Annotated in this window: 15 protein-coding genes; 11 read left to right on the plus strand and 4 right to left on the minus strand. The window is 66.6% G+C overall.

Annotation, left to right across the window (positions count from 1 at the left end; translation table 11 throughout):
• Positions 1–12 precede the first annotated feature (12 nt).
• Both OXU42_07480 and OXU42_07485 read left to right on the plus strand, forming a co-directional pair.
• Entirely contained in the window at positions 13–975 is a 963-nt protein-coding gene (locus OXU42_07480; protein MDE0029224.1) for an LLM class flavin-dependent oxidoreductase, read from the plus strand.
• 116 nt (positions 976–1,091) lie between these two features.
• The gene (locus OXU42_07485; GenBank protein ID MDE0029225.1) at positions 1,092–2,129 is read left to right on the plus strand and encodes an LLM class flavin-dependent oxidoreductase; all 1,038 of its coding nucleotides are present in this window, start codon (positions 1,092–1,094) and stop codon (positions 2,127–2,129) included.
• Here OXU42_07485 and OXU42_07490 read toward each other — a convergent pair.
• From OXU42_07490 to OXU42_07500, 3 genes are all read right to left on the minus strand, one after another.
• Positions 2,124–3,221, minus strand: a complete 1,098-nt coding sequence (locus OXU42_07490) for a DUF1611 domain-containing protein (protein MDE0029226.1) — start codon at positions 3,219–3,221, stop codon at positions 2,124–2,126. The genes OXU42_07485 and OXU42_07490 overlap by 6 nt on opposite strands.
• A gap of 132 nt (positions 3,222–3,353) precedes the next feature.
• Complete coding sequence (locus OXU42_07495) at positions 3,354–5,255, minus strand: TRAP transporter fused permease subunit (GenBank protein ID MDE0029227.1); 1,902 nt, start codon at positions 5,253–5,255, stop codon at positions 3,354–3,356.
• A 132-nt stretch (positions 5,256–5,387) separates the two neighbouring features.
• A complete protein-coding gene (locus tag OXU42_07500; GenBank protein ID MDE0029228.1) occupies positions 5,388–6,341 on the minus strand; it encodes a TAXI family TRAP transporter solute-binding subunit in 954 nt (317 codons plus the stop codon).
• A 198-nt stretch (positions 6,342–6,539) separates the two neighbouring features.
• Here OXU42_07500 and OXU42_07505 point away from each other — a divergent pair, with 198 nt between their 5' ends.
• From OXU42_07505 to OXU42_07535, 7 genes are all read left to right on the plus strand, one after another.
• Positions 6,540–8,081, plus strand: coding sequence for an FAD-dependent oxidoreductase (locus OXU42_07505; protein MDE0029229.1), 1,542 nt, complete (start codon positions 6,540–6,542; stop codon positions 8,079–8,081).
• 90 nt (positions 8,082–8,171) lie between these two features.
• A complete protein-coding gene (locus tag OXU42_07510) occupies positions 8,172–9,047 on the plus strand; it encodes a xanthine dehydrogenase family protein subunit M (protein ID MDE0029230.1) in 876 nt (291 codons plus the stop codon).
• Positions 9,044–9,535: a (2Fe-2S)-binding protein gene (locus tag OXU42_07515; GenBank protein ID MDE0029231.1), complete on the plus strand. Its 492-nt coding sequence runs from the start codon at positions 9,044–9,046 to the stop codon at positions 9,533–9,535. The genes OXU42_07510 and OXU42_07515 overlap by 4 nt, the downstream gene beginning before the upstream one ends.
• A 42-nt stretch (positions 9,536–9,577) precedes the next feature.
• Entirely contained in the window at positions 9,578–11,890 is a 2,313-nt protein-coding gene (locus tag OXU42_07520) for a xanthine dehydrogenase family protein molybdopterin-binding subunit (protein ID MDE0029232.1), read from the plus strand.
• Between the two features lie 270 nt (positions 11,891–12,160).
• Positions 12,161–13,066 (plus strand): hypothetical protein, encoded by a 906-nt coding sequence (locus OXU42_07525; protein ID MDE0029233.1) that lies wholly within the window; start codon positions 12,161–12,163, stop codon positions 13,064–13,066.
• A gap of 160 nt (positions 13,067–13,226) precedes the next feature.
• A complete protein-coding gene (locus tag OXU42_07530) occupies positions 13,227–13,454 on the plus strand; it encodes a hypothetical protein (protein MDE0029234.1) in 228 nt (75 codons plus the stop codon).
• Complete coding sequence (locus OXU42_07535) at positions 13,451–13,840, plus strand: type II toxin-antitoxin system death-on-curing family toxin (GenBank protein ID MDE0029235.1); 390 nt, start codon at positions 13,451–13,453, stop codon at positions 13,838–13,840. The genes OXU42_07530 and OXU42_07535 overlap by 4 nt, the downstream gene beginning before the upstream one ends.
• On the opposite strand, the gene OXU42_07540 is transcribed toward OXU42_07535, so the two are convergent.
• Positions 13,824–16,109: a xanthine dehydrogenase family protein molybdopterin-binding subunit gene (locus OXU42_07540; protein MDE0029236.1), complete on the minus strand. Its 2,286-nt coding sequence runs from the start codon at positions 16,107–16,109 to the stop codon at positions 13,824–13,826. The two genes, OXU42_07535 and OXU42_07540, sit on opposite strands and share 17 nt — an antisense overlap.
• Before the next feature lie 303 nt (positions 16,110–16,412).
• Here OXU42_07540 and OXU42_07545 point away from each other — a divergent pair, with 303 nt between their 5' ends.
• On the plus strand, positions 16,413–17,570 hold the full coding sequence (locus OXU42_07545; protein MDE0029237.1) for a hypothetical protein: 1,158 nt from the start codon (positions 16,413–16,415) through the stop codon (positions 17,568–17,570).
• 12 nt (positions 17,571–17,582) lie between these two features.
• Positions 17,583–20,744 (plus strand): efflux RND transporter permease subunit, encoded by a 3,162-nt coding sequence (locus tag OXU42_07550; GenBank protein ID MDE0029238.1) that lies wholly within the window; start codon positions 17,583–17,585, stop codon positions 20,742–20,744.
• Positions 20,745–20,800 lie beyond the last annotated feature (56 nt).

A 20,800-nucleotide genomic window follows, 5' to 3' on the forward strand; every position in this document is an offset into this window, starting at 1 on the left:
GGAGACAGCTTCATGACCCAGACAAGAACCGCGGTAGGGTACCTGCTGCCCACGCGCGAAATCGTGATGGCGCAGGCGACCCCCGACTGCAACCGCATCATGGAATTGGCGGCGAGCGCCGAGACCCTGGGCTTCGACTCCATCTGGGTCGGGGACAGCATCCTGGCGCGGCCGCGGCTGGAGCCGTTGACCACCCTGGCCGCGGCCGCATCCCGCACCAACCGCGTGAAGCTCGGCACCGCCGTGCTGCTCCCGGCCCTGCGCCACCCCGTGGTGCTCGCCAACGAGGTCGCCAGCCTCGACCTCCTGTGCGGCGGCCGGCTCATCCTCGGCCTCGGCATCGCCGGCAACAACCGGCTCATCGAGCGCGAGTTCGCCGGCTGCGGCGTGGATTTCCGCCGCCGCATCGGCATCTTCGAGGAGGGCGTCACGCTCATGCGCCGCCTGTGGACCGAGGATGAGGTCACCTTCCACGGACGCCACTTCCAACTCGACGAGGTGCGCCTCGGGCTCCACCCGGCGCAGCCCTCCGGCATCCCGCTGTGGCTCGCCGGCAGCGTGGACAACGCGCTCCGCCGGGTGCTGCGGTTGGGCGACGGCTGGTTCCCGCTGCCCAATTCCCCGGAAAGCTTCGCCCGCAACTGGCATCGGATCGAATCCCTGGCGCAAGAAATGGAGCAGGACGCGTCCCGGCTCGCCCGCGCCGTCTACGTCACCGTCAACCTGAACGACGACACCGCCCAGGCCGAGCGCGAGATGCGCGCGTTCATGGAGGGTTATTACAAGGTGTCCTACGAGACCATGGTGGCCGTGCAACCCCCGTGCAACGGCCCGGCCGCCCGATGCATCGAATGGCTCCAGGCCTTCGTCGAGCGGGGCGCCGAAACCATCGTCGTGCGCTTCGGCAGCCCCGACCAGACCGCGCAGCAGGAACGCTTCGCCGCCGAGGTGCTGCCCGCGCTCCGCGCGGGGTGACGGGGAATTCTCCGCCAACGGCCCGTGCGGCATCCGCGGACCCCGCCTGCCGGGCCGGCCAAGCAAGATCCGAACGGCGGGGTTTCGGCCCGTAACAACGCCATCGGAAGGAACGCATGCCCGACATCCAGTTCGACCTCGGTTTCAGCTCGCGCACCGTCGCCGCCTACCCTCTCGCCCGGCGCATCGCCATCATCAAGAGCGCGGAGGCCCTGGGCTTCGACCGCCTTTGGCACTCCAACGAGAAGTTCGGCCGCGACATGGTGGCCAACATGACCCTGAGCGCCGCTCACACCGAGCGCATCGGCATTGGCGCCGCGGTGACCGACCCCTACAGCGTCCACCCCGCCCTCACCGCCGCCGCCATGGCCACGGTGGACGACATCTCCTCGGGCCGCGTCATCGTCGGCATCGGCGCCGGCGGTTCCGGCTTTCCCGCCATGGGCATCCAGCGGGAGCATCCGGTGGCCGCAACGGCCGACGCCATCGCCATCATGCGCGGCATGTGGGCCAACGAGCCCGCGACCGTGGACGGCAAGGTCGTGAGCGTGCGGAGCGGCGTCCTCGGGTTCAAGGCCCGCGCCGACATCCGCATCGTGATTGCCACCCGCGGCCCGGCGATGTTCCGCCTGGCCGGCCGGATCGCCGACGGCGCCATGATCGCCACCATGGCCACGCCCGAAGGCGTCGGCATCGCCCGGGACTTCGTGCGGCAAGGCGCGCAACAGGCCGGCCGCGACCCGGACGAGATCGAGATCATCTCGCGCGTCGATACCTGCGTCGACCGGGACCGCGACAAGGCCCGCGCCGGGGTCAAGCAGATGATCGCCTTCCTGTTGTGGAGCAGCTACCCCAACCGCGACTTCGTCGCCCAGTTGGGCATGGAGGTCCCCGCCGACCTCGAGGCTATGATCGCCAAGCGCGACTACGAGCTCATGTTCGAGGCCGGCCCCCTGGTCCCCGAGGAGTTCGTCGACGCCTTCGCCTGGGCCGGTACCCCCGAGGAAGTCGCCGCCAAGATCACGCGCATCGTCGAGATGGGCATCCGCCGCTTCGGCACCTGGGTGCTTGCCCCGCCGGGAGGCGGGATCGAGTCTGCGATTCGGCTCATCGCGGAGGAAGTGATGCCGCGGGCGCGGGCGGCCTTCTCATAGCCCCCGCAACGCCGCAAGGACCATCTCGACCAGAATCCGCGGCGGGCGGGTCAGGGGGTCGGTGGCCGGGATGCCGAGCTCGTCCTGGTACCGCGCAATGGCGGCGCTGACATCGGCGTCGGTCATGTTCTCGTGGTTGATGGTGAGGCCGATGACCTTTGTGTCGGAGAAGGTCTGGATGAGGTGGATCTCGTCGGCCGGTTCCGGCATCGGCATGTGTTCGAAGTCGGCACGATGGGGTCGCGCGGGCGCGTGCTGCAGCACGACGCCGTCGGGGCAGCAGCCGCGGAGGATCAAGGCCGAGGTCGGGTAGGCGGGGTGACTGAGCGCGCCTTGTCCTTCGACGATGATCACGTCGGGTTTCTCGGCTTCGAACGCTTCGATGATCGCCGCTTCCAGCTCGCCGGCGCAGAACTGGGAAGGAACGGCGTCGAGGGCGACCCCGTAGCGGGCGCCCTGGATCAGGCCGGTCTGGCCGGTGCCGATCATGACCGCCTTGATGCCACGGTCATTGAGTGCCCGGGTCAGGACGGTTGCGGTGGTGCGCTTGCCGACGGAGCAATCGGTGCCGAGAACGGCGATGCGCAAACAGGCGACCTCCGCGATACGGCCGCTGAAGGTTCGCAGGCTCTCCTTGGCGGGGGGCTTTCGGACATCGAGAATCCTTACGTTCCGTACGGCGCTTGCCGCCACGAACTCCGGGTCGTCGCTCAGGAACTCGTGAAGCCCGCTTACGATGTTCATTCCCAGGTCGATGGCCTCCAGCAGTATCCTCCGATCGCGGGACGACAACATGCCGCTCGCGGGCGCCATCCCGAAGATAAAGTAGTCGGGCGTGGCGCCGGCGCGCGCCAGTGCATCGGCCAGGTCACGGCAGACGGGAATTCCTTTCGGCAGCTCACCGAGCACGACGCCGGCATCGAGACCGGCCTTCTCGCTGTCGATGACCGAGAGGATTTCGTACAACTCGGAGTGACGGACGAGGCCGTTTGCGGTCTTTCCGTCGATGGCGCCGAAGTTCGCTTCGCAGTACACGATTGCCGTCGCGACTTCGGCCGGCGATTTTACGGTCCTATGAACGGCCAATGCGATATGTTCCCTTTCCCGCAAGGTTGAAATGAAAGCCGAGCGCTTCTCCGAGAGACCGGCCCCTGTAAACGCCGTAAAATCTAGGTCCAGGATAGGGGGGCGACCGTCCGGTCACAGTTTCTGCGGCGCAAGTTCTTAGGCCGCAGCCGCCATCCGCCCCCGCGCCCGTAACCACTCCCACCCGGTCAGGGCCACGCCCACCACCAGGCCGACGAGGTTCCACTCGAGCCATGGGGTAACCATGCCCAGGCTGGCGGCGAGGAAGAGAAGGCGGGTGATGGAATCGAGGTTCCTGAAGCAGTAGCCCTGCACGGCCATGCCCATGGCGATCATGCTCAGCACCGCGAAGACGATGGTCACGGTAACCTCCACGGCGCCTCCGATGGTGATGAGCGCGGAGTTGGCCACGAACGCGTAGGGGAGCACGAAGGCGGGCAGGGCCAGCTTCACGGCTTCGATGGACGTGGGCACCACCGGCGACTGGGCGATGGCCGCGGCGGCGTAGCTCGTGGGCGCGGTGGGCGGGGTGATGGCCGAGATGGCGCAGAAGAAGATCACGAACAGGTGCGCCTGGGGCACGATGGCGTCGGCGTCGAGACCCATGTTCCTGAGCATGACGACCAGTGCCGGGATGGCGATGCCCACCTGCACGATGTAGGCCGACGACAGCGGCAGGCCCATTCCGAGGATGATGGCGGTGATCATGACGAAGACCAGGGCCAGCAGGAGGTGCCCCCCCGCCAAATCCACGATGACCCCGGAGAACTTGATGGCGACGCCGGTGAGGTCGAAGATGCCCACCATGATGCCGGACGTGATAATGGCCACGGCCACCACGGTGGACTGGATGCCGCCCTGCACCAGAGCGTCCCAGATGTCCTTGAGGCCCATGCGCGTGGCCTTGCGGAACCAGCTCACGATCACGATGCCGACGATGCAGCGCACCACCGCGTAGCCGGGGCTGAACCCGGCCACCAGGAGATAGATCAGGATAATGAGCGGCAGCGCCAAGTGGCCCCGTTGTATGATGGCATTCTTGAGGCTCGGCAGCTCCTCCCGCGGCACCGTGGGGATATTCTCCTTGACCGCGTAGATGTGCACCATGATGCCCACGGCGAGGAAGTACAGCACCGCGGGGACCAGGATGTACTGCATCACGTTGACGTAGGGAATGCCGGTGTACTCCGACATGAGGAAGCCGGCGGACGCCATCACCGGGGGCATGATGAGGCCGCCGGTGGAAGCCGACGCTTCCACCGCGCCGGCCATGTAGTCCCTGAAGCCGATTTTCTTCATCATCGGGATGCTGAAGGAGCCGGTGATGACGGCGTTGGCCGTGCTGCTGCCCGAGATGGAGCCCATGAGGCCGCTGGACACCACCGCGATCTTGGCCGGCCCGCCCCGGAACCGCCCCGCCAGCGCGGTGGCGAACTCAATGGTGAACTGGCCGAAGCCCGACTTCTCGAGGAAGGCGCCGAAGACGATGAACAGGAAGATGAAGTTGGCCGAGATGTGGGTAGGCAGGCCGAACAGCCCGTCGGTGAGGAAGTACTGGTTGTCCGCCACCTCCGACGCCGAGTAACCCAGGTGGTTGAGAAAACCGGGCAGGTAAGGCCCCAGGAACGCGAACAGGAAAATGATCAAGGCCAACGCCGCCAGCGGCCAGCCGACGGCCCGGCGGCACGCCTCCAGCGTCAGCCCCACTGCACCGAACGCCAGCACGAACTGGAAGAAGGCGAAGTCCTCGGTGTAGCCGATGTGCTGGATGATCCACTCGTACTCGTAGAAGAGATAGCCCATGGAAACGAGCCACAGGCCGATGATGACGACGTCGTACCAGGGAAGCTTGCCGTCATCCGGCCGGCGGAACGCCGGGAAGCTCAGGAAGGTAATCACGACCATCAGCGTGACGTGGAGCACGCGATGCAGGTACGCTTCCGGTTGCCCGAAGAAGCCGGTGTAGATGTGGTAGGCCGAGGTCGCGAAAGCCACCAGGGTCAGGATGATCCCGGCGGGGCCTGTCAGTTTGCGCTCCATAGGACCGTTCTCTGCCGCGTGTCCGATGCGGCGCGGACACTCGGGCGTGCGCTCACGTCAGGTTTGGTTGGAGGTTGTGGAGGCGGAAAGGAGGGCCGGCGTCCGGGCCGGCCCTCCTTCGTGGGGGTCCGTCTAGTTGACGCCCTTCTCCTTCAGGTACTTGTCCAGGCCGGCGTGCCGCGGCGCGCCCACGTTGAGCGTGGCGTTGGACAGCTTGACCCGCTCGAAGGCCTTCACGGCTCCGGCGAAGTCGCCCAGGTTGTCGTAGACGTTCTTCACGAGCTTGTAGACGCGCTCCTCCGGAACGTCCTCGTTCGTGATGATGAGCAGGAAGGTCTGAACCGTGTTCACGTCGTTCTTCTGATCGTAGTTCTTCTTGTCCAGCGTGAACGGGACGACACCGGCATTGGCCGCGTTCATCTTCGCCACGTCCTCCTTGGAGAACGAGAGAATTCGGATCGGCGCGTGCGCCGCCAACTGGACGATGGGCGCGTAGTTCTCCTCGCCGGGTCCGAGGTAGGCGTCGATGTGGTTGTCCTTCATCTGGGCCACGGCGTCGTTGAAGCCGAGGTAGTTGACCTTGGAGAAGTCATCGTAGGTTATGCCGAGGGCGCCGAGCATCTGCTGGTTCAACGCCTGAAACGAGAACCGCTTGGGCATGACGTTGACTCTCTTGCCCTTCAGCTGCTGGTACGACGTCACGTCGGACTTGGCCCACACCAGCCAGAACAGGTAGTTGGGGTAAAGCACCGCGGCCACGCGCACCTTCTTCGCCTGCGCCTCCTTCCCCTTGAACATCTTCGCCCCCTTGAGGGCTTCCTGGATGCTCGTTGCGCTGGAGAGGCCGAAGCTCATCTTGCCGGCCATGACGTTCAGCAGGTTGGACGTACCGCCGCCGATCTCGACGGTCACCTTGTCGCCATCGTTCTTTTCGGCCAACCGCTGCACCACGGTCCCGATGGGATACCAGGAGCCGCCCGGCTTCGAGGCGCCGAACTTGTAGCTCTCCGCCAGCGCCGCCGGCGCGAGCGTCGCGACAAAAACAGCGACCAACGAAACTGCCAGAAACCTTTGAACTCGACTCATCGTGATCTCCTTTCGCTGCTCTTCCGGCACGCCGTGCGGGCGCGGGTGCCCGGACAATGGAAGTAGCGAAGCTACTTGCGTTGCCCCCAAATGTCAAGAACGATGGCACCGGGCGGAAGCGGAGGATTTTGAGCCCGGGAGGTGGACGGATATACACTGGTGGGGACAACCCGATCCCCAGAGGACGAGGCAACGAACATGACCATGACCCGACGGAATTTCATCCAGTCCCTGGGCGCCGTTGCCGGGGTCGAAGCGGTTTACCGGACCATGCAGGCCCTGGGCCTGTCGGGGGCCGGCGAGGCCCACGCGGCCATTCTCGACCTGCCTCCCGGCTCCGGCCGGGGGAAGAGCGTCGTCATTCTCGGAGCCGGCATCTCCGGCATGACTGCGGCCTACGAGCTGTCGAAGGCCGGTTACGACTGCACCATCCTGGAGGCCACCGGCCGCGCCGGCGGGCGCAACCTCACGGTGCGCGGCGGCGACGTGATCGAGGAGACCGGCGGCCGCCAACGCGTGGACTTCGACCGCGGCGACCACCTGTACGCGAACCTCGGCCCGGCGCGCATCCCCTATCACCATCGAGCGCTCCTCGGTTACTGCAAGGAGTTCGGCGTCGAGCTGGAAGTCTTCACCAACGACAACCGCGCGGCCCTCTTCCACAACCGGGAGCGCTTCGGCGGCAAGCCCCTGACGGCCCGCCAAGTCACGACCGACACCCGCGGCTACATCGCCGAACTCCTCGCCAAGGCGTTGGACCGAAACGCCCTGGACGGCCACCTGACGGGCGAGGACAAGGAGCGCATCCTGCAAATGCTGGTCTCGTACGGCGGCCTGGATGCGGACCGGCTCTACAAGGGCTCCAACCGTGCCGGCTACCGCGGCGCACAACTCCACGCGGGCCTCAAGGCCGGAGACCCGGAGTCCCCGCTGGACCTGAGCGAACTCCTCAAGGCGGACTTCTGGCAGTACAAGCTCCACTTCAGCCAGTTCCTCAATCAGAACCCGACGCTGTTCCAGCCCGCCGGCGGCATGGACGCCATCGCCAGGGCCTTCGAGCAACGCGTCCGTCCGCTCATTCGGTACAACAGCCCGGTCAAGGAGATCCGCAAGACCTCCGCGGGGGTTCGCGTGGTGACCGGACGGGAAGCCGTCGACGCCGACTTCGCCGTCTGCACGGTGCCCGCGCCCGTGCTGAAGGACATCCCCAACGATTTCTCGCCGGAGACCCGGGCGGTGATCGAATCGATCAAGTTCGTGTCCGCGGTGAAGGTGGCCTTCCAGAGCCGCCGCTTCTGGGAGGAGGACCACGCCATCTACGGCGGGATCTCGTGGACCGACCAGGACATCACCCAGATCTGGTATCCGCCCTACGGCTATCATCGGGACAAGGGGATCCTCGTCGGCGCCTACATCTGGGACGAAGAGCCCGGATTGCGCTTCAGCGCCATGACTCCGGCGGAGCGTCTGCGCGCCGCCGCCGCCGAGGGCGAAGGCATCCACCCCGGGTATACCGCCGAGATGGAGACCGGGGTCAGCCTGGCCTGGCTCAACGCGCCGTTCCAGAAGGGCGGCTGGCCGGGAGACCGCCACGCGTCGCCCGAGGCCCTTCAGAAACCCGACGGGGCCATCCACTTCGCCGGCGACCAGGTCACCGGCCTGCCTGGATGGCAGGAAGGCGCCGTGCTCGCGGCGCACCTGGCGGTGAATGCGATCCACGAGCGGGTTACGGCGGGGTGAGACGGGCGGGTGCATTCTTGACAACCCTGGGGTAATCGTCTAGGCAGCCCGAAGAAAGTCGTCCGCATCCAGAAAGTACCATCCACACGTATGAAACCCGCACCCTTCGAATATTTTTCCCCGGAAACCCTGGACGAGGCGGCCGGCCTGCTGGACGAGCACGGCGACGACGGCAAGGTCCTGGCGGGCGGCCAGAGCCTCATGCCGCTCATGAGCCTGCGGCTGGCGCGCCCTTCGGTGATCGTGGACCTCAACCGGGTATCCGGCCTCGACGGCGTCGGCGCCAACGGCGACGGCGGCCTTCACATCGGCGCGCTCACGCGCCAGCGGGCGCTGGAACGGGACGCCGACCTCCCCGCGCGGAACCCGCTGCTGGCTGCCGCGGTGCCGCTGATCGGCCATTTCCAGATCCGCAACCGCGGCACGGTGGGCGGCAGCCTGGTGCATGCCGATCCGGCGGCGGAACTGCCGGCGGTGACCGTGGCCCTGGGCGCCGAGTTCGTCCTCGCCAGCGCCGGCGGCGAACGGGTGGTGAGCGCGGACGACTTCTACCTGGGCTACATGGCCACGGCCATCGAAGCCAACGAGGTGCTCACCGGGATCCGCGTGCCGGCCTGGAAAGCAGGGCGCCTGTGGGCCATCGACGAGGTGTCCCGGCGCAAGGGCGACTTCGCCATGGTGGGCGTGGCCCTGTGGGCGGACATGGACGGCTCCACCTGCACGGACTCCCGCATCACCCTGTTCGGCGTCGGCGGCCGGCCCGTCCGGGTGGAGAAGGCCGAGCAGCGGCTCCAGGGCGCGGCCCTGGACGACGCCACCCTCAAGGAAGTCGAGCGCATCGTCTTCGAGGAACTGGAACCCGACTCCGACATCCACGCATCGGCGCTCTACCGCAAGGAGGTGGGCGGCGTGCTCACCCGGCGCGCGCTGCGCGCGGCCGCGGAACGAGCCACGGAGGGCGCATGAGCACCAAGAGCATCCTCAACCTGACGGTGAACGGCAAGGCGTACGAGAAGCTCGTGGAAGTGCGCATGACGCTGGCGGACTTCCTGCGCAACGAGCTGGACCTCACCGGCACCCACCTGGGCTGCGAGCACGGTGTGTGCGGCGCCTGCACGGTGATCATGAACGGCGAGGCGGTGCGCTCCTGCCTGTTGCTGGCGGTGCAGGCGGAAGGGGCGACCCTGGAGACCGTCGAGGGACTGGCGGACGGCGACCGGCTGCACCCCTTGCAGGCGGCGTTCCAGGACCGCCACGCGCTCCAGTGCGGCTTCTGCACTCCGGGTTTCCTCATGACCGCGTCGGCGTTCCTGAAGGAAAACTCCGACCCGACGGATGCCGAGATCCGCGAAGCCATCTCCGGCAACATCTGCCGCTGCACCGGCTACCAGCCCATCATCGAAGCCATCGCCCAGGCGGCCCCGGAGGTGGGCGGCAAGTCCGACACGGACTGACGCCCCCCACGACGTCCCGGAGCGAACGAGAGGCTCTCTGACATGGCGGAAACATACATCGGCGCTCCCATCAAGCGGCGCGAGGACGTGCGGTTCATCACCGGCACGGGCACCTACGTGGACGACATCAAGCTGCCCCACATGGTCCACGCCGCCATCCTCCGCAGCCCCCACGCCCACGCGCGCATCCGCGACATCGACACGAGCCGGGCCGAGGCCATGCCCGGAGTCGTTTCGGTCTTCACCCTGAAGGACATCGGCGAACTGGACGCCACGGTTCCCATCCGCATGTACAAGATCCCGGGGCTGGACAAGTACCTGCAGCCGTCGCTGGCGCGGGACGTGGTGCGTTACGTGGGCGAACCCGTGGCGGTGGCGGTGGCCGAGAGCCGCTACCTAGCCGAGGACGCGCTGGACGCCATCGACGTCGACTACGAGGTGCTCCAGGAAGTGATGGACGTACGCGAAGCCATGGAGGACAAAGTGCTGGTGCACGAAGACAACGGCACCAACCTGGCCGGCGTGCACCACGTCTCCATCGGCGACGCCGAAAAGGCGTTCGAGGAGGCCGACTACACCCGCCGGGAGGAGTTCCGGGTGCACCGCTTCACCGGCAACCCCATGGAGACCCGCGGCATCGTCGCCCACTTCGACCGCGGCAAGGGCGAGCTGCGAGTCTACGGCGCCACCAAGCTGCCGCACCTGAACCGCCAAACCATCGCCGCCTTCCTGCAACTGCCCGAGCACAAGTGCCACTTCGAGGAGAACGACGTCGGCGGCGGTTTCGGCATCCGCGGCGAGCTCTATCCCGAGGACTTCCTGATCCCGTTCGCCTCCGTGCGCCTCGGGGTGCCGGTCAAGTGGATCGAGGACAGGCGCGAGCACCTGCTGGCGGCCAACCACTCGCGCCAGGTGACCTGCGAACTGGAGATCGCCGCGCGCAAGGACGGCACCCTGCTGGCCGTGCGGGCGCAGATCTACGGCGACATGGGCGCCTACGTACGCACCCACGGCGGGCTGGTGCCCTGCTCCACGGCGGCGCTGCTGACCGGACCCTACCGGATCCCCAACTACGAGGCCAAGATCCACTGCATCATGACCAACAAGACCGGCCTGGGCACGCTGCGGGCGCCCGGCCGGGTGGAGTCGTGCTTCTACCGCGAGCGCATGCTGGACATGATGGCACGGGACCTGGACCTGGACCCGGTGGAGCTGCGGCGGAAAAACCTGGTCAAGCCGGAGGAGATCCCCTACGAGATCGGCTTCACCCGGCCCAGCAAGCACCCCACCATCCTCGACAGCGGCGACTACCCGAGCGCCCTCAGGCAGGCCCTGGAACGGTTCCGGTACGACGAGATGCTGGAGCACCAGGGGCTCCGGGAGGACGGCCGCTACTACGGCGTCGGCCTGTCGTACTTCGTCAAGAACACCGGCGGGCTGGAGCCTTACGAAGGCGCCCGCATGGTGGTGGGCGAGGGCGGCGGGGTCACCGTGTTCCTTAGCATCGCGCAGCTCGGCCAGGGCCACGAGACCGCCATGGCGCAGATCTGCGCGGACGCCCTGGGCGTTCCCATGGACGCCATCTCCGTGTTCCACGGCAACACCGACCTCTCGCCCTTCGGCTGGGGCACCTTCGCCAGCCGCGGCACGGTCATGGCCGGCAACGCCGTGCACATCACCGCGCTGCAGTTGAAGGACAAGATCCTTGCGGCGGCCGCCCGCCATCTCGACGCGGACGCGGCGAGCCTGTCGCTGGAGGACGGCAACATCATCCAGCCGGGCACCGAGGCGCCGGCGTTGCCGCTGGGCGAGCTGGTGGCCCACATGCGGGAGTCCATCACTCCCGAGCAGGGCGTCCCCGAGCTGGAGGCCACCGCCTACTACAACTCCGACAACATCACCCACACCTACGGCGTGCACCTGGCCCAGGTGGCCGTGGACCCCGAGACCGGCATGCTGGAAGTGCTCAAGTACCTGGTGGTGGAGGACGTGGGCCGGATGGTCAACCCGCTGATGGTGCACGGCCAGACCGTGGGCGCCGCGGTGCAGGGCATCGGCGGCGTGGTGTTGGAAGAGCTCGTGTACGGCGAGGGCGGCCAGCTCCTCACCACCACGTTCCTGGACTACCTGCTGCCCACCAGCACCGACGTCCCCCCCATCGACGACCTCGTGCTGGAAGAGGCGCCTTCGCCCTACAACCCCTTGGGCGTCAAGGGCGCCGGGGAAGGCGGCATCGTCGGCACCGCCGGCGCCCTCGGCAACGCCGTCAGCAACGCCCTCGGCATCGAAGTCAAGGACCTCCCCCTCAGCCCCGACCGCATCCGCGCCTGGATCCGGGCGCGCGCGGACGGCTAGTCAGCGCACATCAATACGCCGCGAAAGGACGAACAGGCATGGACGAGTTCTTGCGGGGATGGACCGTAGCCAGGGAAATCCCCCCTGATGTGATCGATGGTATCAACCGGGGTATCTATGAGGTAGGCGGCGGTGTGATCCGCATGGCGCCGGGCACGGACGGAGCCGGCCAAATCATCCGACACCTCATACCCGCCGGACAAGACCCGAACGTACCGCTTGGAGGGACCCTGAACCTGCCGCTCGCCAGCACGGAACACCTGCTACAAAATGGCGACGGGCGCCATGTTCCTGTCGGGTCTCAACCTGGCGGTCAGCGCCGCCGGATTCGCGGTCCTCTACAAGAAACTGACTGACCTCGAAAAGAGGCTGATAGAGATCAAAGACGCGGTGGACGGAATCGCACAACTGCTGGAGCTGAAGGAGAGATCCAAACTCGCGTCGGCTCTGGACTTCCTTTCCACGGTCATGCAGGGGGGCGGCACAAAGGCACACGACTTGCTCAACTCGGCCTTGACCGTCTTGAATCCGGCCAAAATGAAGTACCGACTTTTACTGCCTGACGCGCAGGCAGAGACGGCCATGGCGTGCCAGAGGTACTTCGCCTTGACGTCACTGGCGGTCGCAGCGTGCTTCGCGGAACGAGGGATGGTGCTTGAGGCAAAGCATCAACTGGATAAAGATTTCGCCTTCTGGGCACAGCAGGCTCGACAAATCGCCAGCGATCTCCTGGGCGAGCACCCTGAACGGTTTGTCGCGGGTGAGTTCGTGTCCGAGGTGTCGCTGCGCGAGGTGGCCACGTGGCTCAACTTTGCCGCCGGCGAGGACAGGAGCGAAGCGGAGCGTATTGACGAGTTGCGGAGCCGCATCCACTTGTCCACCAATAAGGACGGAAACTTGTTCAGAATCCCCTTGCCCGTCAAAGATGACAAGCCAGCGGTCGCCCAGGCTATCGAGGCCGACAAAAAAGAGACGATTCCCGCTCTCCGGGAACTCGTGGCCCGGCACGGCGTGCTTCGGGGATATGCGGATCAATACGCGCTGCTCGACGAGAACGGAATGACGCCATCGGAGTTCCAACGGCGGGTGGACGGACTCGATCAGGACATGTTGGTCGACGGTTACGTGATTCTTGAACCCGCACAAGCGGACCTCGCAACTCGTCCAACCGGTTAAACCGTCCGGGCCGTCGGATCGCGGATGGGGGCGCCTCGCCTCGCTGTCAGCGGATACAGGCCGCTCCCAGGAGCGGCAAGCCTCTTCACCCCATTTCCATCAAGCGATTTCTTGACGCCGCTCCACGATAGCTGCATAATGGACAGGAATCGGAGGAAACATGCCCGTACCTCGAGAAAAATTCTCCAGTCAGGCCTCACCGGAACTGCTGGCAGCCGTGCGCGAGATCGCACGCCAGGATGGCCGTCATTTCCAGGCGGTTCTGGAGGATGCCCTGCGAACGTACGTCGAGAACCGAGCCCTGGACAAGCCCCGCGCTGCGGTCATGGCCCATTTCCAGGCCAGCATGGAAAGAAACCGTCGCTTGGGCGAGTTGCTGGCCAAATGAATCATGACTTCCCAACCATCCAGGAAGTCATCGCCATGCACGACGCCCTGATCGGCGAATTCGGCGGGACCATGGGCATCCGTGACGAAGGTGCCTTGGCCGCCGCGCTCATGCGACCCCAACTTGGGTACTACGACACACTCATCCAGGAAGCGGCGGCGCTCATGGAGAGTCTGGCCAACAATCACGCCTTCGTGGACGGCAACAAACGGATCGCCTTCTTTGTCACCGACACCTTTCTGCGCATGAACGGCCGGTTCATCGACTGCGAAAACGAGGAAGCACACGCTTTCTTCATGCACCTCTTCGAGACCGGCTCGTTCCGGTTCACTGAATTGCACTCCTGGCTCGAGGAGAAGGTCCGCCCCCTCACCCCTCCTCCCTAAGCGCCCGCCACACCCGTTCCGGCGTCAGCGGAAGGTCGCGGATGCGCACGCCGGTGGCGCGGGCCAGGGCGCTCACCACGGACGGGGCCACGGAGAAGATGCCGCCTTCGCCCATGCCGCGGCTGCCGTAGGGGCCGATGCCGTCGCGGTTCTCCACCAGGAGGGTGTGGAACTCGGCGGGCAGGTCCTCGAACTTGGGGACGCGGTAGTCGACCAGGTTCGGGTTCAGCAACTGGTGGTCGTCGTGGACCATCTGCTCCATGAAGGTGTGGCCGATGCCCATCATCGCCGCCCCCTCCTCCTGCCCGATGCAGTGCTGCGGGTGGATGGCCTTGCCCACGTCGGCCACGGAGACGTAGCTCACCAGGTTCAGCGCGCCGGTGTCGCGGTCGATGTCCAGCTCGGCGACGCCCATGCCCACTTCCCAGAGCACCGGTGTCTGCCACCGGACCATGTTGGGGTCCATGGTGCCGCGCCCTACGATCTCGCCGGCGACGGCGCCAAAACGGCGCTCCAGGGCATCGGTGAAGGACATGGCCTGCTCGCCCGCCACGAGCTGCCCTTGCGACAAGCTCACCTTGCCGGTGGTGACGCCGAACGCCTTGGCGGCGATGGCGCGCAACTGCCGCTTGAGGTCCCGAGCCGCGGCCTGGACCGCGCGGCCCATGACCGTGGTGGAACGGCTGGCGCCGGTGGAGTGGTCGTAGGGGGTGACCGTCGTGTCCACGGAAACCGCCCGCACCCGGTCGAGCGGCAGCGCCAATTCCTCGGCGACGATCTGGGTGAATGTCGTCCTGACGCCCTGGCCCATCTCCGTGCTCCCGGCCATCACCGCCACGTAGCCGTCGGGCCCCAGGCGCACCAGCGCCACGGACACCGGCAACACGCCGCCGGCGTTGGTGGAGCCGCAGGCCATGCCCAGGGGCGGGCCGCCGGGCTCGCGTCCGCCAGTCTCCGTTCCGCTGCCCGTTCCAGCGCCTTTCACACGCCCCTTCCCGGCGTCATTCCCGCGGCCGGCGCGACGGTGCCAGCGGGCGCCCGCGACCAGCCGCCGGAGGCTCGAACGAAGGTTCACGTCCACCGGCCGCAGCCTTGGCTGAAGCGTCTCGCCGCGCTTGAGCAGGTTCCTGTCCCGCAGCTCCACCGGGTCCATGCCCAACTCCGCCGCTATCTCGTCCATCTGCGACTCGCAGGCGAAGATGGTCTGGGGAGCGGCCACGGAACGGAACGAGCCCGCGGAGCCGGCGTTGGTGTGCACCGAGTAGACGTCGCTTCTGAGATGAGGGATACGGTACGGCCCCAGCACGCGGGTGGCGGCGAGCTGCGCCACCATGCGCGTGTTCTCCGTGAACGCGCCGGTGTCGAGCCGGATCTCGGCCTGCCGCGCCACCAGCGTGCCGTCGTTCTTCACTCCGGTCCTGAGTTCCACGACGGCGCCGTGGCGCCGCACCGTCACCATCGCCTCGGGGACGGACAGGCAAAGCCGCACGGGACGGCCCGCCTTGCGCGACAGCACTACCACCAGCGGCTCGAACTTGGTGTAGGACTTGCCGCCGAAGCCACCGCCGAGATAGGGCACCCGCAGCCGCACTTGGGAGCGGGTCATGCCGAAGATGCGCGCGATGTCCCCCTCCACGAGGAACGGATGCTGCGCCGAGGACCACAGGTCGATGCCGTCGGCGCCGTACCGGGCCACCGCGGCGTGGGGCTCCATGCTGTAGTGGTAGACCATGGGGAAGGTGTAACGTCCCTCGAAAACGCGGTCCGAGGCGGCGAAGCCCTCCTCCACGTCGCCCTGCTCCACCCGCTCGTGGGCGCACACGTTGCCGGGCGCGTCGTCGTGGATCAGCGGCGCCCCCGGGGCCAGCGCGGCATCCATGCCCAGAGCCGACGGCAACTCCTCGTAGTCCACGTCGATGAGCGCCAGCGCCGCCTCCGCGGTGTGCTCGTCCTCCGCCGCTACCGCCGCCACGGGCTCGCCCACGTAGCGCACCTTTTCCAGGGCCACCACCGGGCGGCCGTTGTAGAAGGGGTCGAGGCCCGCGAGGTCACCCGCGGTCACCACCGCGCGCACGCCGTCCAGGGCCTCCGCCTTGGACGTGTCGACGGCACGGACGCGCGCGTGCGGCAACGGGCTTCTCAGGATCCGGCCTTCAAGCATCCCGTGCAGTACGATGTCGCCGGTGTATTTGGCGCGCCCCGTCACCTTGTCAAAGCCGTCCACCCGCGGGACATCCCGGCCGACGTGCTGGAACCTTGATTGCGGCATGCTGCTCGTTTCTCCTCCGCTCCTTACAACACACTAACACCGCCGGCCGGACCGTCGCCACTTCTCCGTGGATCGCCCGACTTGTTCGTGGCGTACCGGGCGTTTTCCCATTCGAAGGACCATCGCCCTCCGCGAAATAGTGGCTTCAAATCACAAGGTGTGATATTGCGAATTTACGATCCCATTCCGAGAATCGAGCGGAGTGCCAGGAAGCGGATACGCTGCCGGCGGTTGCGTTTCCCGCGACTCCGACACAGGTACGAACCACCAACGCACGCTTTTCATAGCTGGCGAGGATGAGAGATGGCACAATCAAGTGAATCCGGCCGGCCTCAATGGCTCGGTATCGTTCAACTGGCCGCGATACTCCTCATAGTCGTGATCGCTCTCTACTTCGCGCGCGCACCTGGTCGCGTGGCCCTCGACGCCACGCCGGACCTGAACGCGGAGGAGGGCAAGCCCACCGTCAGCGTGATCCAGCCCAAGCCGACCAAGCAAGCGCTGACCGTCCAGTTGACGGGTTCCGTCCGGGTCGAACAGCAGGCGCGGCTGATGTCCGAGGTAACGGGTCGCGTGGTATGGATTTCACCGAAGTTCAGCAACGGGGGATCGATACCGGCCAACGAGACGTTCATCAAGATCGATACCGCCGAACACGAGATCCGGGTGGAAAGGGCGGAGATGGCGGTGAAGGCAGCGGAAGCCCGGGTGTGGGTCGAGAAGGCCGGCGGCGAAGAGGACGCGAGGGAATTCTTGCGCGCGAACCCGGGCGCCGAGGTTTCCGACTCGGTGCGCCGCTTGCCGTCGATAGCGGAAATGGAAGCCGAGCTGGCGCAGGCGCGGGCGGTGCTGAAGCTCGCGAAGCTGCGGCTGGAACAGACGAACATCTCCCTGCCGTACGACAGCCGCGTGCTGGCCACCGAGCTGGAGGTGGGCGAGTTCGTAGGGCCCGCCAGATCGGTGTCTGGCCGCGCGGGGAGGCTGGGCACCGTGTACCGGACCGATGCGATCAGGGTGAGAGTGCCGGTGGACCCCAAGGACCTGGCGTACCTCTTCCCTGTGATCGGCCGCTCCGCCCGCGTTCGGACCCAGTTGGGAGCGTACGACGCAACGGTGGAGCGCGTGTCATCGGCGGTGGCCCCGGGCACGCGCCTCGCCGGGATGTTCCTCAAGTTCTCGGATGACATCCCCAAGGAAAGGTTACCCCTGCCGGGCATGTTCGCGCACGTCCGGATCGAGGGCCCCTCGTACGACAATGTCTACGTGCTGCCGGAATCCGTTCTGCAGGAAGGCAGCAGCGTCTGGGTGGTCGACAAGGGCGCGCTGAAGTCGGTCGCACCCAAGACCCTCGGACGCACGGACGCAGGCTGGATCGTGGAGGCGTTCGACGCGGGCGAGGGCGTGGTCGTGGGCGCGCCGCCGGGAGCCAGGAAAGGCTTGGCGGTGGCGGTGGCGGAATAAAGGAGTCCGGACGTGAGCACCACCGACGCTGGAGCCGCCACCAACAAGGGACCGATCGCCTGGTTCGCCCGCAATCCGGTCGCCGCCAACCTGCTGCTGTTGTTCCTGATCATCGGCGGCGTGGTCGCCGGACGGCACCTCGCGGTTCAACTCTACCCCTACTTCGATCTTCGGACGATTACCGTGACGGTGCCGGCGCCCGGTTCGTCGCCCAAGGAGGTGGAAGAAGACATCAACCGCCGCATCGAGGAAGCCATCGTCGGGCTCAGAGGGGTGGAAAGGGTCGTGGGGACGGCCACCCAGGGGCTCGGCCGGCTCAGGGTCGAACTGGAAACCTTCGCCGATCCCGACACCGTCCTGAACGATGTCCAGAACGCCGTGGACGGCATCGAGAACTTCCCGCCACTGAACGCGGAAAGACCGGACGTCACGCTCCACCGCATCGCCATCGAGGTCTTGACGCTGGCAGTGTCGTCTTCCCACGCCTCCGAGAACGAGCTGCGTCTCGCCGCCGAGAACGTGCGCGACGAGCTGCTGGCCTTGCCGTCGGTTTCACAGGTGACGCTGCACGGCACCCGCGACCGCGAGATCACCATCGAGTTGAGCGAGGAAGAGCTGCGGCGGCACAATCTCTCCATCGCCCAGATCTCCCGTCTCGTGAGACGCGCTTCCCTCAATCTCACTTTCGGCGAACTGCGAACCGAGGCCGGCGGCGTGGTCTTGCAGACCATCACCAAGCGCCGCACCGGCGACGAGTTCAAGGACATCCCTCTGATCACGCGGCTCGGCGGCGCCATCGTCACCCTTGGCGACGTCGCGACCATCCGCGACGGGTTCGTGGACGAGGACATCGTCTCCGAGGTCAACGGCCAAGCCACCGTGTTCGTCCGAATCAATGCCGTCGAGCAGGAGTCGGTGGTCGAGATCGGCGACGAAGTCAAGACGTGGCTCGCCGGCCGCAAGGCTCCCGGGAACGTCACGGTCGGCATCTGGAACGACCGGGCGACCCCCGCCCTGGACAGGCTGCAGGAGATCATCCGCAACGGCATCCTCGGTGCATTGCTGGTTTTCCTGACCCTGGTCCTGGTGTTCGACCTGCGCGTCGCCACCTGGATCACCATAGGGATTCCACTGTCCTTCATCGGCTCGCTGATCTTCTTCGGCGCCGCCGACCTGACCCTCAACATCGGCACCATCTTCGCCTTCTTCCTCCTCATCGGCATCGTCGTGGACGACTCCGTGGTGGTGGGCGAGAGCATCGCGGCGGAACGCGCGAACGGGAAGAGCGCGGCGGACGCGGCCATCTCCGGCGCCAGGGCGATGGTCGGTCCGATCACCGTGGGGGCGGCCACCACCTTGCTCGCCTTCGCGCCGCTTCTCTTCGTCACCTCGGGCGGCTACCAGCTCACCACCGTCTTTCCCTACGTGGCGGTCTTCGTCCTCCTGGTCTCGCTGGTGGAGTCCTTCTTCGTCCTGCCCGCGCACCTGTCACACGAGCGCCCGTGGAGCGCGCCGCCGTTGAGCGACATCCAACGCCGGATGGACGACGTGATCGACCGGGCGCGGGACTCCATCGTGGCGCCGTCGGTGGCGCGCGCCGTACAACATCCCTGGCTCACCCTGGCGATCGGGGCGGTGGTGGTGCTCATCGGGGCACTGCTCCTGCGATCCGGCAACGTCCGGGTCGTCATCATCGACCAGGATGCGCTCGCCTCCGACAGCATTCAGGCGGACCTGCATCTGCCGCCGGGGACGCCGTTCGAACAGACTCTCGCCGCGGCCGAGCGTTTCGCGAACGCCGCCCGCTCCATCAACGATCAACTCGACGGCACCTCGATCAAGTCCGTGGCCATAACCGCCGGCAATCTCATGCAGATCCGGACATCGGACATCGGCACCAACCGCAGCAACGTGGGTTCGGTGCGGATACATCTCAACCCGCGTCCGGTGCGCACCGCCTCGTCCAGGGATATCGAGCGGGTCTGGCGCCGGAACGTCGGCGACACGTCGGAACTGGAGAGCGTTGCTTTCCAGAGCGCACGCGTGCAGGCCAAGCCGCCGGTCTCTTATGCGCTGGTGCACCCTGACACGGACGTGCTGAAAAACGCCGCCGCGGAGTTGAAAGCCTCCCTGGCCACCGTGCCGGGGGTCTTCGGCATCTCCGACAGCCTGTCCGCCGGCAAGCGGCACTTCGAGATCCAGCTCACGCGGGCCGGGAAGGCGGCGGGATTGACGCCGGCGGGCATCGGCGCCCAGTTGCGCGCCAGCTTCCACGGGGTGGAAGTCCAGCGCATCCAGCGCGGCCGGGAGGAAGTCAGGGTCGTGGTGCGGTATCCGGCCGAGCGGCGGCAAAGCCTGGGAGACCTGGCCAACGAGCGGATCCGCCGGCCCGGGGGCGGAAATGGGGGACGAGGACGGGACCGCGGCGCGCCCGGCGGCGGCGAGGTGCCGCTGTCCACGGTGGCCACGCTCACCGAGAACCGCGAATTGACCACGCTGACGCGTATCGACGGCAAGCAGGCCGCGTTCGTGGACGCGCGTATCGAAGCCGTCGTGACCACCCCCCGCCAGGCCAGGCGGGAGGTCGGGGAAAGGATCATCCCCGATCTGCTCGCCAAGTACCCCGGCCTCAAGGTTGAACCCGACGGGGCGGCCCGAGACGAGAAGGATTTGTTGGGCACGCTCGGGCTGTTGGTTCCCCTCGTGCTGCTGGCCATGTACGCGCTGATGGCCGCGTTCCTGCGCAGCTACTGGAAACCTTTGGTGGCCGTGGTGGGCATTCCGATTTCGTTCGCCGGAGCGGTGCTGACCCACTGGATCCTCGGGTGGGACTTCGCCGCCATGTCGCTGTTCGGAATCGTCGCGGTGGGCGGGATCATCGTGAACGACGCCCTGGTGCTGCTGGACCGCTACAACCTTCTCCGCAGGGAAAACGACATGATGCCGGCCATCGCGGCGGCGTCCGCGGCGACCCGCCATCGCTTCCGCGCGGTGATGCTGACCAGCCTCACGACCGTGGTGGGACTGTCGCCATTGCTCTACGAACGCAGCGACGAGCTGATCTTCCTGGTGCCGTTCGTGGTCAGCATGCTGGGCGGGCTCATCCTGTCGACGATCTTCATCCTGTTCCTCCTGCCGGCCTTGGTGATGATCGTCGACGGCCGCTACGATTAGTGTCCTGTTCGGTTGATTCGCACGATTACGTGCGGATGATTTTCGTCGTCGGGATC

Source organism: Deltaproteobacteria bacterium (assembly GCA_028818775.1).
In the GTDB taxonomy this organism is placed as follows: domain Bacteria; phylum Desulfobacterota; class Binatia; order UBA9968; family JAJDTQ01; genus JAJDTQ01.